Annotated in this window: 15 protein-coding genes and 2 pseudogenes; 8 read left to right on the top strand and 9 right to left on the bottom strand. The window is 62.2% G+C overall.

The features are described 5' to 3' along the window. Positions 1 to 6: 6 nt before the first annotated feature. From argE to BM403_RS00155, 7 genes are all read right to left on the bottom strand, one after another. Positions 7 to 1158: an acetylornithine deacetylase gene (argE, locus tag BM403_RS00185; RefSeq protein ID WP_046036686.1), complete on the bottom strand. Its 1152-nt coding sequence runs from the start codon at positions 1156 to 1158 to the stop codon at positions 7 to 9. Next, positions 1155 to 1829 (bottom strand): DUF1028 domain-containing protein, encoded by a 675-nt coding sequence (locus BM403_RS00180; protein ID WP_093541110.1) that lies wholly within the window; start codon positions 1827 to 1829, stop codon positions 1155 to 1157. The genes argE and BM403_RS00180 overlap by 4 nt, the downstream gene beginning before the upstream one ends. 9 nt (positions 1830 to 1838) lie before the next feature. After that, positions 1839 to 2570 (bottom strand): class II aldolase and adducin N-terminal domain-containing protein, encoded by a 732-nt coding sequence (locus tag BM403_RS00175; protein WP_015885044.1) that lies wholly within the window; start codon positions 2568 to 2570, stop codon positions 1839 to 1841. Between the two features lie 54 nt (positions 2571 to 2624). Further along, entirely contained in the window at positions 2625 to 3455 is an 831-nt protein-coding gene (locus BM403_RS00170; RefSeq protein ID WP_093541108.1) for an ABC transporter substrate-binding protein, read from the bottom strand. A gap of 40 nt (positions 3456 to 3495) precedes the next feature. Then, entirely contained in the window at positions 3496 to 4368 is an 873-nt protein-coding gene (locus tag BM403_RS00165; RefSeq protein WP_093541106.1) for a phytanoyl-CoA dioxygenase family protein, read from the bottom strand. A 27-nt stretch (positions 4369 to 4395) separates the two neighbouring features. Further along, the gene (locus BM403_RS00160; protein WP_015885047.1) at positions 4396 to 5913 is read right to left on the bottom strand and encodes an amino acid ABC transporter permease/ATP-binding protein; all 1518 of its coding nucleotides are present in this window, start codon (positions 5911 to 5913) and stop codon (positions 4396 to 4398) included. A gap of 189 nt (positions 5914 to 6102) precedes the next feature. Beyond that, on the bottom strand, positions 6103 to 7092 hold the full coding sequence (locus tag BM403_RS00155) for a LysR family transcriptional regulator (RefSeq protein WP_015885048.1): 990 nt from the start codon (positions 7090 to 7092) through the stop codon (positions 6103 to 6105). Positions 7093 to 7274: 182 nt separating this feature from the next. On the opposite strand from BM403_RS00155, the gene BM403_RS00150 reads away from it, so the two are divergent. The 6 genes and pseudogenes from BM403_RS00150 to BM403_RS32400 all read left to right on the top strand — a co-directional run. Next, complete coding sequence (locus tag BM403_RS00150) at positions 7275 to 7697, top strand: RidA family protein (protein WP_015885049.1); 423 nt, start codon at positions 7275 to 7277, stop codon at positions 7695 to 7697. Beyond that, positions 7694 to 8674 carry an NAD(P)H-quinone oxidoreductase gene (locus tag BM403_RS00145; RefSeq protein ID WP_046036689.1) on the top strand — a complete coding sequence of 327 codons (981 nt, stop codon included), beginning with the start codon at positions 7694 to 7696 and terminating at the stop codon, positions 8672 to 8674. The genes BM403_RS00150 and BM403_RS00145 overlap by 4 nt, the downstream gene beginning before the upstream one ends. 13 nt (positions 8675 to 8687) lie before the next feature. Then, entirely contained in the window at positions 8688 to 9128 is a 441-nt protein-coding gene (locus tag BM403_RS00140) for a type II 3-dehydroquinate dehydratase (protein ID WP_046036690.1), read from the top strand. Positions 9129 to 9221: 93 nt separating this feature from the next. After that, positions 9222 to 10475, top strand: coding sequence for a flavin-containing monooxygenase (locus tag BM403_RS00135; protein WP_093541104.1), 1254 nt, complete (start codon positions 9222 to 9224; stop codon positions 10473 to 10475). Positions 10476 to 10890: 415 nt separating this feature from the next. Further along, positions 10891 to 12045, top strand: a pseudogene (locus tag BM403_RS32405) (FIST signal transduction protein); the annotation flags it as partial. A 507-nt stretch (positions 12046 to 12552) separates the two neighbouring features. After that, positions 12553 to 12912, top strand: a pseudogene (locus BM403_RS32400) (methyl-accepting chemotaxis protein); the annotation flags it as partial. Positions 12913 to 12998: 86 nt separating this feature from the next. On the opposite strand, the gene msrA reads toward BM403_RS32400, so the two are convergent. Next, positions 12999 to 13505, bottom strand: coding sequence for a peptide-methionine (S)-S-oxide reductase MsrA (gene msrA, locus BM403_RS00125; protein ID WP_093541102.1), 507 nt, complete (start codon positions 13503 to 13505; stop codon positions 12999 to 13001). A gap of 135 nt (positions 13506 to 13640) precedes the next feature. Between msrA and BM403_RS00120 the strand changes: the two genes are divergently transcribed. Beyond that, positions 13641 to 14681, top strand: a complete 1041-nt coding sequence (locus tag BM403_RS00120) for an alpha/beta hydrolase family protein (RefSeq protein WP_093541100.1) — start codon at positions 13641 to 13643, stop codon at positions 14679 to 14681. A gap of 119 nt (positions 14682 to 14800) precedes the next feature. Then, positions 14801 to 14962: a DUF2986 domain-containing protein gene (locus BM403_RS00115; protein WP_080567208.1), complete on the top strand. Its 162-nt coding sequence runs from the start codon at positions 14801 to 14803 to the stop codon at positions 14960 to 14962. A 1-nt stretch (position 14963) separates the two neighbouring features. Here BM403_RS00115 and BM403_RS00110 read toward each other — a convergent pair whose 3' ends face one another. Then, positions 14964 to 16175 (bottom strand): YeeE/YedE family protein, encoded by a 1212-nt coding sequence (locus tag BM403_RS00110; protein WP_093541098.1) that lies wholly within the window; start codon positions 16173 to 16175, stop codon positions 14964 to 14966. Positions 16176 to 16431 lie beyond the last annotated feature (256 nt).

Below are 16431 nucleotides of genomic sequence, written 5' to 3'. Positions count from 1 at the left end.
CATGACTTACCGGCTCACAAACGCCACCACCCGCGCCAACATCCGGTCACACGCCTGCAGCTGTTCCATGCTGATGAACTCATCCGGTTTGTGCCCCTGCTCCATACTGCCGGGGCCGCACACCACCGTGGGAATGCCGGCCTCGTCGAACAGACCGCCTTCCGTACCAAAGGCCACCGTGCCAAATTCCCGCGAGCCGCAGAACTGCGCAACCCACTCGGCCGCCTGGCTTTCCAGCGACGTGGCCAGGCCCGGGTAACTCGACAGTTCGCTGATGCTGATCGCCGATTGCCCGCTCACCGCCCGCATCGCCGGCAACAACGTGTGTTCAGCGTAACCCTGTAACTGCTGCACCACCTGCCAAGGATCCTGGGCCGGCAGCGAGCGCACTTCAAAGTCGAACGTGCATTCCTGCGGGACGATATTCAGCGCCTTGCCGCCGTTGATCAGGCCGGTCTGCACCGTGGAAAATGCCGGATCAAATCGCGCATCCAGATGCTCGGGTGCCTTGAGCGTTTCGCCCAGACGCACCAGTTCGCTGATCAAGCGCGCGGCGTATTCGATGGCATTTACGCCCGACGGCGCATACGCCGAGTGGCACGCCGCGCCATGCACATGACAACGCATCGCCAGCTTGCCTTTATGGCCCAGCACCGGCTTGAGTTCGGTGGGTTCGCCGATCACACACAACAGCGGCTTGACCGCTTGCCCATGAAACCGCTCGATCAGCGAACGTACGCCCAGGCAGCCGACTTCCTCATCGTAAGACAGCGCGATATGCACCGGCATGCGCAAAGGCGCCTTTACCAGGGCCGGCACGCACGCCAGCACACAGGCGATATAGCCCTTCATGTCCGCCGTGCCACGGCCATGCAGCTTGCCGTCCTTCTCGGTCAATTCAAACGGCGCCACGCTCCAGCGTTGACCGTCCACCGGCACCACGTCGGTATGCCCGGACAACACAATGCCGGGCACATCCGCCGGGCCTAGGGTCGCCAACAGGTTGGCCTTGCTCTTGTGTTCGTTGTACACCAGCTCACAGGCCACGCCGTGGTCCTGCAGGTACGTGCGCACGAAGTCGATCAAGGCCAGGTTGGACTCGCGGCTGGTGGTGTCGAAGCGCACCAACTGCGCCAGCAGGTCGCGGCTCGTGTTCATCGGTCATCTCCCGGCACAGCGTAGCCCGGTGCGATCTGTGGGTTGATGGCGCGGTCGATGTAGTCCTGCAATTGCCCGCGATAGGCCTGCCAGAGCTGATCAAGCGCGCTGATGGGGTCGACGTCGGCCCAGTCTACGCGCAGGTTGACGACCGGCCACAACAGGTCATCGACGATGACCAGCGCCGCCGAATGCACCGGCCCGGCTTCGCCACCGCCGGCCACGCCGGCATGCATCGCGGCCAGCAGGCGGTCGGCGAAGTGCCCCGAGGCCGTTTCAAACGCCGCCACCATGGCATTGATCACGCCGGGATTGGCCAACATGTTCCCGGCCGCCACGCATTGCTCACCACTCACCGCGTTGTGAATACCCAGGGTCTGCGCACCACTGAAATGCGCGGTGCGGCCCTGGCTATCAATTACCGTCACCTGACGGTATTGGCTGTGATCCTGCTCGATCAGGGTGGCCAGCGCCTCACTCGGCGTCAGGCCCTGCTCCAGCACGTCCAGCACCTGCGGCCCCAGGCTCGGCAAGGTGATGTTCTGCGACGCCACCGCGCCCACGCCAGGCCGTAGCCATGGGCAACGCGCGCCCACCGCTATGCTCGATGAGCTGATGGCGATACCCAACTGGCCCGTCTCGGCGCAGCGGGCGACAACGGAAAATGTCATGGGGTTTCCTCAGTCGAGCACTGAAGGGTCAGCGTCGATCATCAACTGCTTCATTTCTTCAAAATGCTGGCGGGAAAAATCGGCAATGCCTTCCCAACCCCGCGCGGTTTTCTCCGCCACGTCATCGGACAACACCCGCAACGGCTGCCCGGTCGACCAGGCCGTCACAAGAATCTGGCAGGCGCGTTCCAAGGTCCAGATATCGTCAAATGCCTCGCCGATGGACCCCGCCGTCACCATCACGCCGTGGTTGCCCATCAGCAGGCGACTCTTGCCGTCGAGCAGCCCGGCCAGGCGCGCGCCTTCAGCCTCGGTGTCAGCCATGCCGCCGTACAACTCGTCCACCGCCACGCGGTTGAAATACCGCGCGGTGTTCTGGTCAATCGGCGGGATGTGCGGCGTCGCCAGGCACGCCACCGCCGTGGTGTAAACCGGGTGCAAGTGCAGCACCGCACGGGTGTGCGGCAGCAGCCGGTGAATCTGCCCGTGGATCGACCAGGCGGTGGCGTCCACGTTGGGGTGATCGGCACAGGACGTGTCGTCCGCGTTCAGCAGCAACAGGTCACTGGCGCGGATACGCGAGAAGTGCTTCCACTTCGGGTTGAGCAAAAACTGCTTACCGTCGGCCGACACAGCGGCGCTGAAGTGGTTGGCCACCGCTTCATGCATGCCCAGGTGCGCAATGATGCGAAAGGTCGCCGCCAGGTCGATGCGCGTCTGTTCTTCGTGGGATAACGCCATGAATCGATCTCCGCAGGGCGCGGCCGCACGCGAATGCGGCACGCGCTTGTAGGTTTACTTCGGCATCAGTGCTGCGATGTCCGCATCGGTAGGTGCTTCGAAGTTGTACTTCTTGAGCAAGGCGGCGTACTCCGGCGTGGCGCGGTATTTTTCCAGGCCATCGAGCAAGGCCTTCTTCACCGTGTCATTGCCCTTCTTCACACCGAAGCCATTGAGCACCGGGTAGATCAGCGTGTCGGACGAGATCACCACGCGGTTGCCGAGTTTGTCGATCACGCCCCGGGCCACGGCGGCGTCGGTGATCTGCGCTTCAACCGCGAGGGCCAACAGGGCCTGGGTGGTTTGCGGGTCAGTGCTGTATTCGCTGATCTGGATCGGCTTCAAGCCCTTGGCCACGCAGTACTCCGCCGACAGCTTGTTCATCTGCGCCAGCCACGAGGTGGCGCCCATGGAGCCGATCTTGTGGCCGCAGAACTCTTCCGGGGTCTTGGGCTGGAAGGTGCTGTCCTTGAGGGTCAGGATCGACTCGCCGCTTTTCAGATAAGGGATCATGTCGATGACCTTGACCCGCTCGGCGGTGATGTACATCGACGAGTTGGTCACATCGAAACGCCCGGCCTGCAGGCCGGTGATCAGGTTGGGGAAGCGTGTGTCGAGGGTCTCGACCTTGCGGCCCATGACCTTGCCCAGGCCGTCCATGAACTCGATGTCAAAGCCTGCGGGCTTGTTGTTATCCATATACTCATAGGGAAAAAACGTCACATCGGACCCGGCGATGATCTTGCCATCCTGCTGGAACGCCGAAGCCGCCAACGAAGTCATTGCAACCGCTGCGCCCAGCAGGCACACGGCAAGGGGACGAACACTTTTACGAAACGCTGTCATGGTGATTACCTGCGAGGGGTTTGGGTAGCAAGGAATTGGGTTAGGCAGTGGCTGAATCTTGTCCTGCCTGTTGCACGAAGAACGAGGCGCCACGGGGCTTCTGCGGCAAGCGCATGTGGTTGTCGGTGGAGCGCACCAAGCCGCTTTCTTCACCGGCCACCAGCAGGCCGGCATGTGTGCTGGGCAACGGGTTTTCGCCGAATGGCAGCGCGTCTTCAGCGGCGTACACGCTGATGAAGAGGGTGCGCGGCAGTTCGGTCTCGTTGGGGCTGGAAGCATGCAGAAGACGGGTGTGCATGAAGCACACGGAGCCGGCCGGGCCATAGCAGGCCACCGGTTGCTGGCAGTGCTCCTCAACCACCGCATCGTCCACCGCGCCGGTGAAGCGCTGGTGCTGCCAGTGCGACCACAGCGGGCCTTTGTGACTGCCGGGGATCACGTTCAAAGGGCCGTTTTCCGGTGTGACTTCGCTGACCATCAGCAAGGCGGTGACGATGTCATCGTTGCTGTGGGGCGTGAACAGGAAGTCCTGGTGCCACTTCACCTGGGTCGCGGTATGGGGCAGTTTGGAGTTGATCTTGCTGTGGTGAAAACGCGTGCCCTTGGCGCCGATCAACTGCGCTGAAATCGCTGCCATCCGTGAGTGCAACGCCACGCGTTCATACGCCGGGGAAATCTCGGTGGGCGAACTGACCCGGCGCAGCGATGGGTGATCGGCGCGGTGATCACCCTCCAGGTCAAAGCGCTCGCGGCCATCCACGGTGGCGCCCCAACCCCGGTCATGGCTGCGGCTTTCTTCTACCCACTGGTCGAAGTCGTGCTGCAGCGCGGCCACTTCGTCCACCGACAGCACGCCTTCTACCACCAGGAATCCGTCACGCTGGAATTGTTCGATTTGCGCTTGCTCAATCATTTTAGTGTGTCCTGAACGTTAAAGAGATCACGCCAGCGAGACGTCCTTGAGGAACGCCTCCACGCGTGGATTGTGGCCGCTGCGCAGGGCGCCCGGCGTGTCCTCGCAGACCACGCGGCCCTTCTCCATGAACACGATGCGGTCGGAAACCTTGAAGGCGAAGTTCATCTCGTGGGTGACGATCACCATGGTGATGCCCTCCTCGGCCAGGGCCTCGATCACCTGCAGCACTTCGTTGACTTTCTCCGGGTCCAAGGCCGAGGTGGGCTCGTCGAACAGCATGATCTGCGGGCGCATCATCAGGGCCCGGGCGATGGCCACACGTTGCTGTTGGCCGCCGGACAGCTGGTGCGGGTACTTCCAGGCGTGGTCGAGCATGCCGACCTTGTGCAGCAGCGCGTAAGCCTGTTGCTTGAGGTCGGAGGTCGCTCCCAGGCGATGGTATTTCGGCGCCATCAGCAGGTTGTCGAGCACGCTCAAATGCGGGAACAGGTTGAAGCTCTGGAACACCATGCCGATGTTCAGGCGATGTTCGGCGTGCTCGATGTACTGGGGTTTCTGCGCGCCGACTTTATTCAAGTGAATGAACGGCTGGCCGTTGATCCGGATCTCGCCGTTGTCCAATTGCTCAAGGCCATTGAGCAGGCGGATCAGCGTGGTCTTGCCCGAGCCCGACGGGCCGATCACCGACACCACTTCACCGGGTTGGATCTGCAGGTTGACCGAGCCCAGCACCTCGATGTCGTTGTAGGCCTTGTGCAGCCGTGCGGCTTGCAGCGCGGGCTCGCCGTTGGTGGCCGGGCGCGCCAAGGCCGTGCGCCGTTGGGTCGCGAGGGCCAGTACCGCCGCGTCGGGAACGCGGGAAACGTTGCGCTGGTTGACGTCGAGAAAGCGCTCCAGGCGCTTGAGCAGGAAGTCGAACACCGTGACGATAAACACGTAGAAGAACGCCACCGCCGCCATGGTTTCGATCACCAGGAAGTTCTGCGAATACAGGCGCTGGCCGACCATCAGGATCTCGGTCAGGGAGATCACCGACACCAGCGAGGTGAGCTTGACGATGGAAATGTATTCGTTGGCCAGTGACGGCAACGCCACCCGCAGCGCCTGGGGAATCACCACGCGCCATTGAGTGCCGAAGAACTTCAGGCCCAGCGCACGCGCCGCCTCACCCTGCCCCTTGGGAATCGAGAGCAGCCCACCGCGATGGATCTCGGCCACGTAGGCAGTCTCGCAGATGACCAGGGCCAGCAGGCCGGACCAGAACGGGTCGGCCAGCACCGCCGACGTGCCGGGCAGCGCCTGGGGCAGGTTGTAGATAAAGATCAGCAGCACCAGCAGTGGCAGGCTGCGGAACAGCCAGATGTAGCCACGGGCCGGCACGCTGAGCAGGCCATGCTTGGATTGCTTGGCCAGCGCCAACAGAAAACCCAGGCCAATACTCAGGACCCAGGTCAGGGTACTGAGCTTGATCACCGTCCACGTCGCGCGCCAGAACTCGGCATCGGCCAGCAAACCAAACATGTAATTCCAGTCGAATGTCATCGTCGCCGTGCCCTGAGAAGTTGATCTACATCGATGGGTTCAGAGTCGTGGGGGGAGGCACTTGGGGTCAATTCGTAAAAGCCGGGGCACTGGGTAGGCAGAACCTATGCAGCTCAAAAGGGTGCACGCCGGAATTCACGGCGCGTCGGGCGCCGCATTTCGGTGCAAAACCGGGTTACCGCGTGATCGTTAACGACCTTCGCGAACAAGCTCGCTCCTGCAATCGCGCACCGCATGCGGGTCAAAAAAGCTCGGCGGTGCCATGCCGGGGATGTATTGGTCAGACACAAACATGCGGCACCGCTCGGCAAACGCCGACACCACGCGCGACAACTGGGTATTGCTGGCCGTGGCGTAGCCCAGGCGCATCGGCCGGTGCGCGCCCGCCAGGCGCAGGCGAATCACGCGTTTGCCGTCCTGGGACATGTTCGATTTGGGCCGCGCATTCGCGAAGGAATAGCCGATCCCATTACCCACCATGGCGCGCACCGTTTCGAGGTTGGTAGAGCGCATGATGATGTTCGGCGTAGTGCCCGACTGGATGAACAGACTGAGGAAATAGTCACGGCTCCACGGCGTGTCGAGCAGCACCACCGGGTAGGCCTCAAGGTCTTGCATGCTCACCGCCGGCAAGCTCGCCAATGGGTGGTATTCGCCGACCATGACATAGGGTGGCAACTGCGCCAGGGGTTGGAAGTCGATGTCCGGGCTGGTCACCAGGTCGTAGGTCAGGGCGATGTCCAGCTCACCGCTGCGCAATTTTTCCAGCAACTCCTCGTGGTTGCCTTCGGCTTGCGTCAGCCGCACGCCGGGAAACGCACGGCCGAAACCGAACACCAGCTCAGGCGTGATCATCGGCGCCAGCGACTCCAGGCACCCCACGCGCAACGGCCCACGCACGGTGTTCAATGACTCCGACGCAATGGTGTAGAGGTTGGTCATCTGTTCCAGGATCAGCTTGGCCTCCTGCATCACCAGGCGCCCTACCGCCGTGAGGGAAATGCCTTGGGCGTGGTGGCGGATAAACAGCTGGATACCCAGCTCTGCCTCCATATGCGTGATCGCTGCCGAGATCGACGGCGACGACACGTGGATGCGCTCGGCGGCCGCACTGATGCTGCCCGCCTCTCCTGACGCAACGAAATACTCCAGTTGACGCTGAGTAATACGACTGAGCATTACGCCTGCCCCTCAACAATGACTGTGTGGGTCACGTTGCAGGGTTCGTGCCGGGTCAGGCGCCAACCGATGACCTGCAAGGGCTTCGGTTTTTCCTAAGCACTACCCCGCGCAAATGCTGGTTTCGCCGGAACCGGGGCGGTGTGAAGCTGGACTCATCCCGCTTTCCACGAGTTACCGTCATGCCTACCCACACCCGTATCCGCATGTTCAACACCCAGCAGACCTACCCCAACCAGGCGCTGGACAACGACCTGTGCCAGGCCGTGCGCGCCGGCAACACCATTTACGTTCGCGGTCAGATCGGCACTGACTTCGACGGCAACCTGGTCGGCCTTGGCGACCCGCGTGCCCAGGCTGAGCAGGCGATGAAAAACGTCAAGCAACTGCTTGAAGAGGCGGGCTCGGACCTGTCGCATATCGTCAAGACCACCACCTACTTGATCGACCCCCGCTACCGCGAGCCGGTGTACCAGGAGGTGGGCAAATGGCTGAAGGGCGTGTTCCCCATCTCAACCGGGCTGGTGATCTCCGGCCTGGGGCAACCTGAATGGTTGATGGAGATTGATGTAATCGCCGTGGTACCGGACGACTGGACCGTATGAAAGCGGTGATCGCCCGCGAGCCTGGCGGCCCAGAAGTGCTGCAGGTGGTAGAGCGCCCCGTCCCGGAATTACACGCCGGTGAAGTGCTGATTCGTGTAACGGCGGCCGGGGTCAATCGCCCGGACCTGATGCAACGCAACGGCTCGCCCATCCCCTCAGGGGTCACCGATGTGCTGGGCCTGGAAGCAGCGGGCATTGTCGTCGCGGTAGGCACGGGTGTGGATGAGTTCGCCATCGGCGATCGCGTGATGGCCTTGCTCAGTGGCGGCGGCTATGCCGAGTACTGCGTGGCGCAGGCGGCGCATTGCTTGCCGGTGCCTGCGGGCTTGTCACTGCACGATGCCGCTGGGGTGCCGGAAGCGGCGTTTGCCGTGTGGCATAACCTGTTTGAACTGGGCCGTTTGCGCAGTGGCGACACGGCGCTGATCCACGGTGCCGCGAGTGGTGTCGGCAGCTTTGCCGTGCAGTGTGCGCACGCCGCCGGTGCGCGGGTGATTGCCACCGCAGGCGGCCCGCAGAAAGTCGCGATGCTGCAAGCGCTCGGCGTGTGGCGTGCGGTCGATCGCCATGCTGAAGACTTCGTCGACGCAGTGAACGACTGCACCGAAGGCCGCGGCGTCGACGTGGTGCTGGATAACGTCGGCGGTCCTTACGTGGCGCGCAACCTCGCCGCCATGGCCATGGGCGGTCGGCACGTGAGCCTGTCGTTCCTGCAAGGCGCGCGCATCGAGTTGGACTTGCAAGTGCTGATGCGCAAAAACCTCAGCCTCACCTCCTCCACCCTGCGCCCCAAAAGCCATGCCGAAAAAGCCCGCTTGGCCGTGTGCATCCGTTCGCGTTTGCTGCCCTGGCTGGCCTCCGGTTTGGTACGCCCGCAGGTCCACGCCCAGTTGCCACTGGCTCAGGCCGCCGACGCGCACCGCCTGCTGGAAGCCAATGCCAATATCGGCAAAGTCGTGCTGACCGTCGCCGAATAACCTGGAGCCCTTCATGACCCACCGCGTGTTTTTCCTCAACGGGCCCAACGCCAACCTTTACGGGCTGGACAAAAACGGCACCTACGGCAGCGAAAGTTTCGCCAGCATCGAAGCCCGTTGCCAACGCCATGCCGCCGCGCTGGGCCTGACCCTGGACTTTCGCCAGAGCAACCACGAAGGCGTGTTGGTGGACTGGATCCAGGAAGCACGCCTGAACGCCGACGCCATCGTGATCAATGCGGCCGGGCTGAGCTACAGCAGCGTGCCGATACTCGACGCGCTGCTGGCGTTCGACGGCCCGATCATCGAAGCGCACATGAGCAATATCTGGAAGCGCGAGAGCTTCCGGCATCACTCCTACGTGTCCAAAGCCGCCACCGGCGTGATCGCTGGGCTAGGCGCGCTGGGCTATGAACTGGCACTGACTGCCCTAGCTGCGTTGCTGACATCTTGAAACCACAACACTTCAAGTGTGGGAGCTGGCTTGCCGGCGCCTTCGGTTGAAATCGGTGTTGCAGACAAACCCCTTACTTTCCAGGAACCGCCCATGTCAGTAGAAACCATCAACACCTTGGTCGTCGGCGCAGGCCAGGCTGGCGTCGCCATGAGCGAACACCTGTCCCTGATGGGCGTGCCCCACATCGTGCTGGAGCGCCACCGCATCGCCGAACGCTGGCGCTCGGAACGCTGGGACTCCCTCGTCGCCAACGGCCCGGCCTGGCACGACCGCTTCCCCGGTCTCACATTCGAAGGTATTTCACCCGAGGCCTTCCCCCCCAAAGAGCGCATGGCGGATTACTTTGAAGCCTATGTGCACCAATTGCAGGCCCCGGTACGCACGGGTGTGGAAGTACAGTCGGTGGAGCGCCATGTTGGTCGACCCGGCTTCAAGGTCACCACCTCGGCCGGCGTGATCGAAGCCACCAACGTCGTTGCCGCCACCGGCCCGTTCCAGCGCCCGTCCATCCCGAATATCGTCCCCGCCAGCGCGAAAATTCATCAACTGCATTCCTCTGCCTACAAGAACCCCGGCCAACTGCCCGAAGGCGCCGTACTGGTGGTCGGCGCCGGCGCCTCCGGCTCGCAGATCGCCGAAGAACTGCAAAAGGCCGGTAAGACCGTGTACCTTTCGGTCGGCGAGCACTACCGTCCGCCCCGCGCCTACCGCAGCCGCGACTACTGCTGGTGGTTGGGTGCGCTGGGCCTGTGGGACGAAGTCAAAATCCAGCCGAAGAAAAAGCACGTGGCATTTGCGGTGAGTGGTTATGAAGGTGGCAAGACCGTCGACTTCCGCCGACTCGCGCACCAAGGGATTCAGTTGGTGGGCGTCACCCAGAATTGGCAGGACGGTGTCATGACCTTCCAACCGGGCTTGGCCGAGAACGTGGCCGAAGGCGACCGCGCTTACTTTGATGTACTGCGCGATGCGGATGCCTACATCGAGGCGAACGGATTGCCGTTTCCCCTGGAGCCGCAAGCCTGGGAATTATTGCCTGACCCGGAGTGCCTGGTGAATCCGATCCTCAGCCTGGATCTGGCTGAGGCCGGCGTGACCACCCTCCTGTGGGCCACCGGTTTCAGATTCGATTTCAGCTGGTTGAAAGTGGATGCGTTTGACGAGAAAGGCGAGCCGTTCCACAAGCGCGGGATTTCGGCGGAAAGCGGCATCTACTTTTTGGGGCTGCCGAACCTGGTCAACCGCGCGTCATCGTTTATCTACGGGGTGTGGCACGATGCAAAATACGTCGCGGACCATATCGTGCTGCAGAACGAGTACAAGGCCTATAAAAAGCCTGAGTAAGAAGGGACATTCTTTTCGCGACCACAACGCCCACAAACAACGCCGCTCCCCTGTGGGGGGGTGTCGAGCCTTGGCGAGGCATAAGCCTCATCGATCAGATGCTCTTGTCTGTGCTTGATGGTGGCTCTGCGCAGGGCGCCCTCGGGCGCGCCGGCTTTGTGTGTTTCCCCGGTCTACTCACCTGCGTACAGCCGCAACGCTCTCGTTTAGTAGCGAAAAGGTGTTGGCCCTAAAACAGGCACAACACACCTGTTCAACGTCACGCCTAATCCACCCTGTGGCTGGATAACTATTTCAAACCGCGGCCATCCGTCGCATCCCCCTTCCCCGCCCTCCAGACCCCACCCCACCCGCCGATACCCTCACTATCCACACACTTCTCCCGTGTGCCCCCATCCTTTCGAGCCCCCACCTAATGAACCCACTCTCCCTCTTCAAAAGCCCCCGGGCCGCTCGTCAAGGCACCACCACGCTCACCTGCACCGCCAACGACCTGGACGCTTCCCTCACCACCCTGCGCATCACCCCCACCCTGATCACCGGTTTCATTTCCCCCCACCTCGACATCGACGCCATCGCCGTCAAGCTCAAACGCCGCTTCCCCCAGTCCACCATCAGCCTCTGCACCACCTCCGGCGAGCTCTGCAACGCACCCAATTCGCTGTATTGCGCCACGGGCGAGCGTTGGGACCGGATCGTCTTGCAGCTGTTCGACGACAGTGTGATCGCCTCCGCCGAAGTCGTGATGGTGCCGCTGGAATGCGAGGACATCCGCAGTGGCGGCAAGCGCATGGGCATGCAGGAGCGCATTGCCAAGTTGGTGAGCAATATCAAGCGGGTGCAGGTGCGTACCGCGATTGATCATCGCGATACGTTGGCGTATGTGGTGTTCGATGGGTTGTCGGCGTCGGAGTCGTTTTTTATGGAGGCGCTGTATGAGTCGGGCCGCTTTCCTTGCCTGTTTGTGGGGGGGTCGGCCGGGGGTAAATCGGATTTCAAGAAGACGCTGATTCATGACGGCCAGCGCAGTTATCAGCACCATGCGCAGATTGTGTTCCTGAAGACGGCGGCGCAGGTGCGGTTTGGGGTGTTCAAGAGCCAGAACTTCAAGCCGGCGGATTTGACCTTCAGTGTGCTGACGGCTTCGGTGGAGGACCGCACGATTGATCAGGTGATCGACAGCGCCGGCAATATCAAGAGCATGGTGCAGGCGCTGTGTGATGCCTTCAGTTGTGCGCCCCAGGCGCTGGAGTCGAAGCTGGCGGATTATTCGTTTGCGATCCGGGTGGGCAGTGAGTTGTTCGTGCGGTCCATCGCGCGCATCGACTTTGAGCAGCAGATCGTGCAGTTGTTTTGCGACGTGGCGCCGGGCGAGGAGTTGGTGATGGTGCGGCGCACACCGTTGCGTGAGGCGACGCGGTTGGACTACGAGCAATTTTTGCGTGGCAAGGGCGGTGTGCCGGTGGCGGGTATTTTGAATGACTGCATTTTGCGTCGGCTCAACAACGCCGCCGAGCTGGGCAGCATGGCCGGGGCGTTTGGGGACGTGCCGCTGGCGGGGTTCTCGACCTTTGGTGAGATTCTGGGGTTGAACCTGAACCAGACGCTGACGGCGATTTTCTTTTTCCGGGTCGCCAAGGGTGCCAGTTTCAGTGATGAGTACGTGGATAATTTCATCGCGCACTATGGCGAGTTCAAGGCGTTTTTCCTACGTCGCCAGGTGAAGAAGCTGGCGGGGTTGAACCATGTGGTGGTCAAGCAGATTGCCGCATTCAAGAACAACGACTTCACCAACACCCTGAATACCCGTGGGCTGGACCGCAATATCCTGCCGGTGTTCGAAGGTCTGGCGGACTTGGGCCTGGTGCTGGCACATGCCGAGCGTCAGCAGGAGGACATCGCTGCGCAGCTCAAGCATTACTCTGGTGAGCTGCATGCGTCGATGGACGACCTGGTGGGCACTATTGATCGGCAAAACAGCGTGTCGGCCCAGGCAGGGGCGACGGTGGAGGGGCTGTCCAGCCAGGCGGATGTTGCCGTTGAAGGCGCGCGGACGCTGGCCGGTTCGAGTTTGCGTATCCAGTCGATTGTGCAGGTGATCCAGCAGATCGCCGGGCAGACCAACCTGCTGGCGCTCAACGCCGCCATCGAAGCGGCGCGCGCGGGTGACCTGGGCCGGGGCTTTGCGGTGGTGGCCGATGAGGTGCGAAAACTGGCGGAGATCACGCGTAAGAATGCGGCGGAAATCGGTGTGGATATCGACCTGCTGTCGAGTGAGATCCAGCGCGTTGCGCAGCAGATTGAAGATCAGTCCACCGGGGTCGGCGCACTGCGCGAGATGCTCGATGCACTGGAGGCCTCCAGCCGCGCCACGGAAGGCACGGCGCAACGCACCAAAACCATTGCGGATACGTTGACCGGGCTGACCCACGCGTAGGCAAGGCAACGGTTCACATCAAGAGGCGGCGCGCACACCTTTCGCTGGCGCGCCGCCACCCTTGACCTTCCTCCTCACCGCCCTCTTCAACTCCGCTTCGGCAGCTTCCAATTCGGCCGCACAAAGTGGCACGTATACCCATTAGGAATCCGCTCCAGATAATCCTGATGCTCCGGCTCCGCTTCCCAAAACGGTCCGGCCGGCTCGATCTCTGTCACCACCCGACCCGGCCACAACTTGGATGCATCGACATCCGCAGCCGTATCTTCGGCAATATCCCGCTGCTGCTCACTCAGGTAATAAATCGCCGAACGATAACTGGGCCCAAGGTCATTGCCCTGTCGGTTAGCCGTGCTCGGGTCATGGATCTGGAAAAAGAATTCAAGAAGCTGCCGGTAACTGATCACCGCCGGGTCAAACACGATCTCAATCGCTTCGGCATGGTTGCCATGGTTGCGGTAGGTGGCGTTCGGCACATCGCCGCCGGTGTAGCCAACCCGCGTGTGCAGCACGCCGGGGTAGCGGCGCAAAAGGTCTTGCATGCCCCAGAAGCAACCGCCGGCAAGAATGGCGGTTTCGGTTTGGTTGGTCATGGTCGGCATTTCCCCTGAATGGATACAGGGTAGTTATGGGGCTGTGTTGGCCAATACCAAGGGCGGGTTGGGGGGATACCCGGACGAACGGTTTCAGGTAATGATGCACGCCCCGAATCAAGGACGATAACAAAAATGAAAACTGCTTTTCGCGCCCTGTTCCTGCTCTGCCTGGCCACGCCTGCCTTCGCCGACGAACGCTCCGTCGGTTTCACAACCACCACGCTGCCCGCCGCGCAAACCAACCGCGCGCTTGAAATGGTGGTCTGGTACCCCGCCGCCACCACTGTTCAACCCCAGCTGATCGCCGACAACGCGGTCTTCATCGGCGCCCTTGCCGTGCCTGACGCACCACCGGCCAGCGGCGACCATCCGCTGGTCGTGCTCTCCCACGGTTACGGCGGCAATTGGGGCAAACAGGTGTGGCTGGCCAGTGCTTTGGCGCACAAGGGTTACATCGTGGCGGCGGTCAACCACCCCGGCACCACTACCCAGGACCGCAGCCCGCAAAACGCCGCGCAGTTATGGCAACGCCCGGCCGACCTGAGCCGTGCTATCGACGCGGTCCTGGCCCAGCCGAAGCAATTTGGCGCAGTGGCGAAAAACCAGATTGCCGCCGTGGGCCACTCCCTCGGCGGCTGGACCGTGCTGGAAATCGCCGGGGCGCGCTTCGACCCCGACCTGTTCAGTCGCGACTGCGACGTCCACCCCAAACTGGGCGGTTGCATTGGCTACCGGGAGATGAACCCCGCCGGCACACCAGACGGGAAGGCCCAACTGGCGGCGGATTTGCGCGACAAGCGCGTTACCGCCATCGTGTCATTGGACCTGGGCCTGTCGCGCGGTATGACCGACGCCAGCCTGGCCGCACTGCAAGTGCCGACATTGGTGATTGCGGGGGGCGTGCCAACCGAGGATATGGACTTCAATCTGGAGTCCGCCGACTTGGCCAAGCGGCTGCCAGAGGCGTCGACGCAGTACGTGAAGATCGACGATGCCACTCACTTCAGTTTCATGCCGATCTGCAAGCCAGGTGGCATGGCCTTGGTTGAAGAGAGTTCGCCAGGCGATGGCATGATCTGCCGGGATGGTGAGGGCGCGCGGCCGCGAGCGGTGATCCAGCAGCAGGTGATCGCGCTGATCAGCGAATTTTTGCAGCGCACGGCTCACCCCTAAGAGCAACGCCAACAGTCGGAAAAGGCTTTATCAAGCGCCTTATGCTGAAAAGCGCGCAGGGGAACAGCCCGCTTTTTTAAACTGGTATCATCGAGGCCTTTCAAAGGTTGGTAAAAGACATGAATCGCCAGAAAAAACTCCAGCAGCTCTTCAAGGCCAAAGCCAAAAAAGCCAGCGCCAAATTGGCGCCGAAGAAAAAAGATACGTACGTCAGCAAGGCGGACCGGGAAAAGCTGGCGGCTGAAGCCGCTCAGGCGCCAGACATTTCCCCGCAGAGCTGACTCAGCAACCGCTCAACGCGACCTGCGGCCGCTCGCCGGCAAAGAAAAACGGCCGTAACCGCACGCCCACACCATTGCCGATAAACGCTGCCACCAGCCACACCCAACCATGCAGGCTGCCCGAGGCGATGCCGCTGAAGTACGCGCCGATGTTGCAGCCGTAGGCCAGACGCGAGCCATAGCCGAGCAACAGGCCGCCGATCACCGCCGCCACCAGCGAGCGCGCCGGGATGTTCAGGCTGGGGGCGAAACGCCCGGCCAGGCCTGCGGCCAACAACGCGCCGAGGACAATGCCGATGTCCATGACGCTGGTGATGTCTTCCCATACCGGCGCGGCGAGGGCCTTGGCATTGCCCGGCATTTGCCAGAACGCCCAGCTGGCCACGTCCACACCCAGACCGCTTGCCACCTTGGCGCCCCACAAGGCGAACGCAGAAGTAATACCCCATGGCCGCCCCGCCAATGCCAGGGTGGCGTAGTTGAGCAGGGCCAGGCCGATGGCGCCCCACACCAGTGGCCACGGCCCACGCAGGAAGCGGCGCACGCCTTGGTGCTCGCTTTTTACGCCCTCTTCCAGCTGACCATGACGGCCCTTCTCCAGGCGCACGGTGATAACCGCAATGAGCGCAAACACAGTCAGGCTCAAGCCCAGCGCCGGCAGCACGCCGAAGCTCTTGACGATGGACACCGCCGGGAACGCAGGCAGCGCAAACCACCAGTCAACGTGGTGTGTGGCAATCAACGAACCGCAGATAAAGAACAACAACGTCACCAGCATGCGCGCATTACCGCCACCCACGGTGAACAACGTGCCCGACGCACAACCGCCGCCCAGCTGCATGCCGATCCCGAAGATAAACGCCCCGAACACTACCGACACCCCGGCCGGCGCCACCAGCCCGACCACCGGCTGGCCGAACAAGCTGCCCGCCCCCAACGCGGGGAAGAACAGCAGCACCGCCACCGCCAGCATCACCATCTGCGCACGCAAGCCGGCGCCACGGCGATCATTGATAAACACACGCCAGGCCGAGGTAAAACCGAAGGCCGCATGGTAAAGGGTCAAGCCCAGTGCAGCGCCGACCACCAGCAACAGCACCTGGCGTGAGCCGACACTGTTTTGCAGGAACAGGGCGCCAAGCACCAGGATGATAAAGGCCACCAGCGGCGCGACAGGCTTGCGCGCAGGGGTGAGAGGGAGAGAGGTGCTCATGGGGTATCCCGGGTTGATTGAATGGGTTGATTGCGAGGGGGCGAGTATAACGCCGTGGGGTGATATTCAGTGTGGGAGCTGTCGAGCCCCAGCGAGGCTGCGATGGCGGTGGGTCAGGCAAAGAAGAGGCTGGCAATACCGCCGCCTTCGTAGCCTCGCTGGGGCTCGACAACTCCCACATTGATCTTCACTGTGGTTGTGAACTGCGCCTGCCGCGTCATACACCCAGGCGCTGTTTAGATCATCCCGCCTTGAG

This window comes from Pseudomonas sp. OV546, assembly GCF_900116845.1.
In the GTDB taxonomy this organism is placed as follows: Bacteria; Pseudomonadota; Gammaproteobacteria; order Pseudomonadales; family Pseudomonadaceae; genus Aquipseudomonas; species Aquipseudomonas petroselini.
This window is presented reverse-complemented; position numbering and strand designations above follow the sequence as displayed.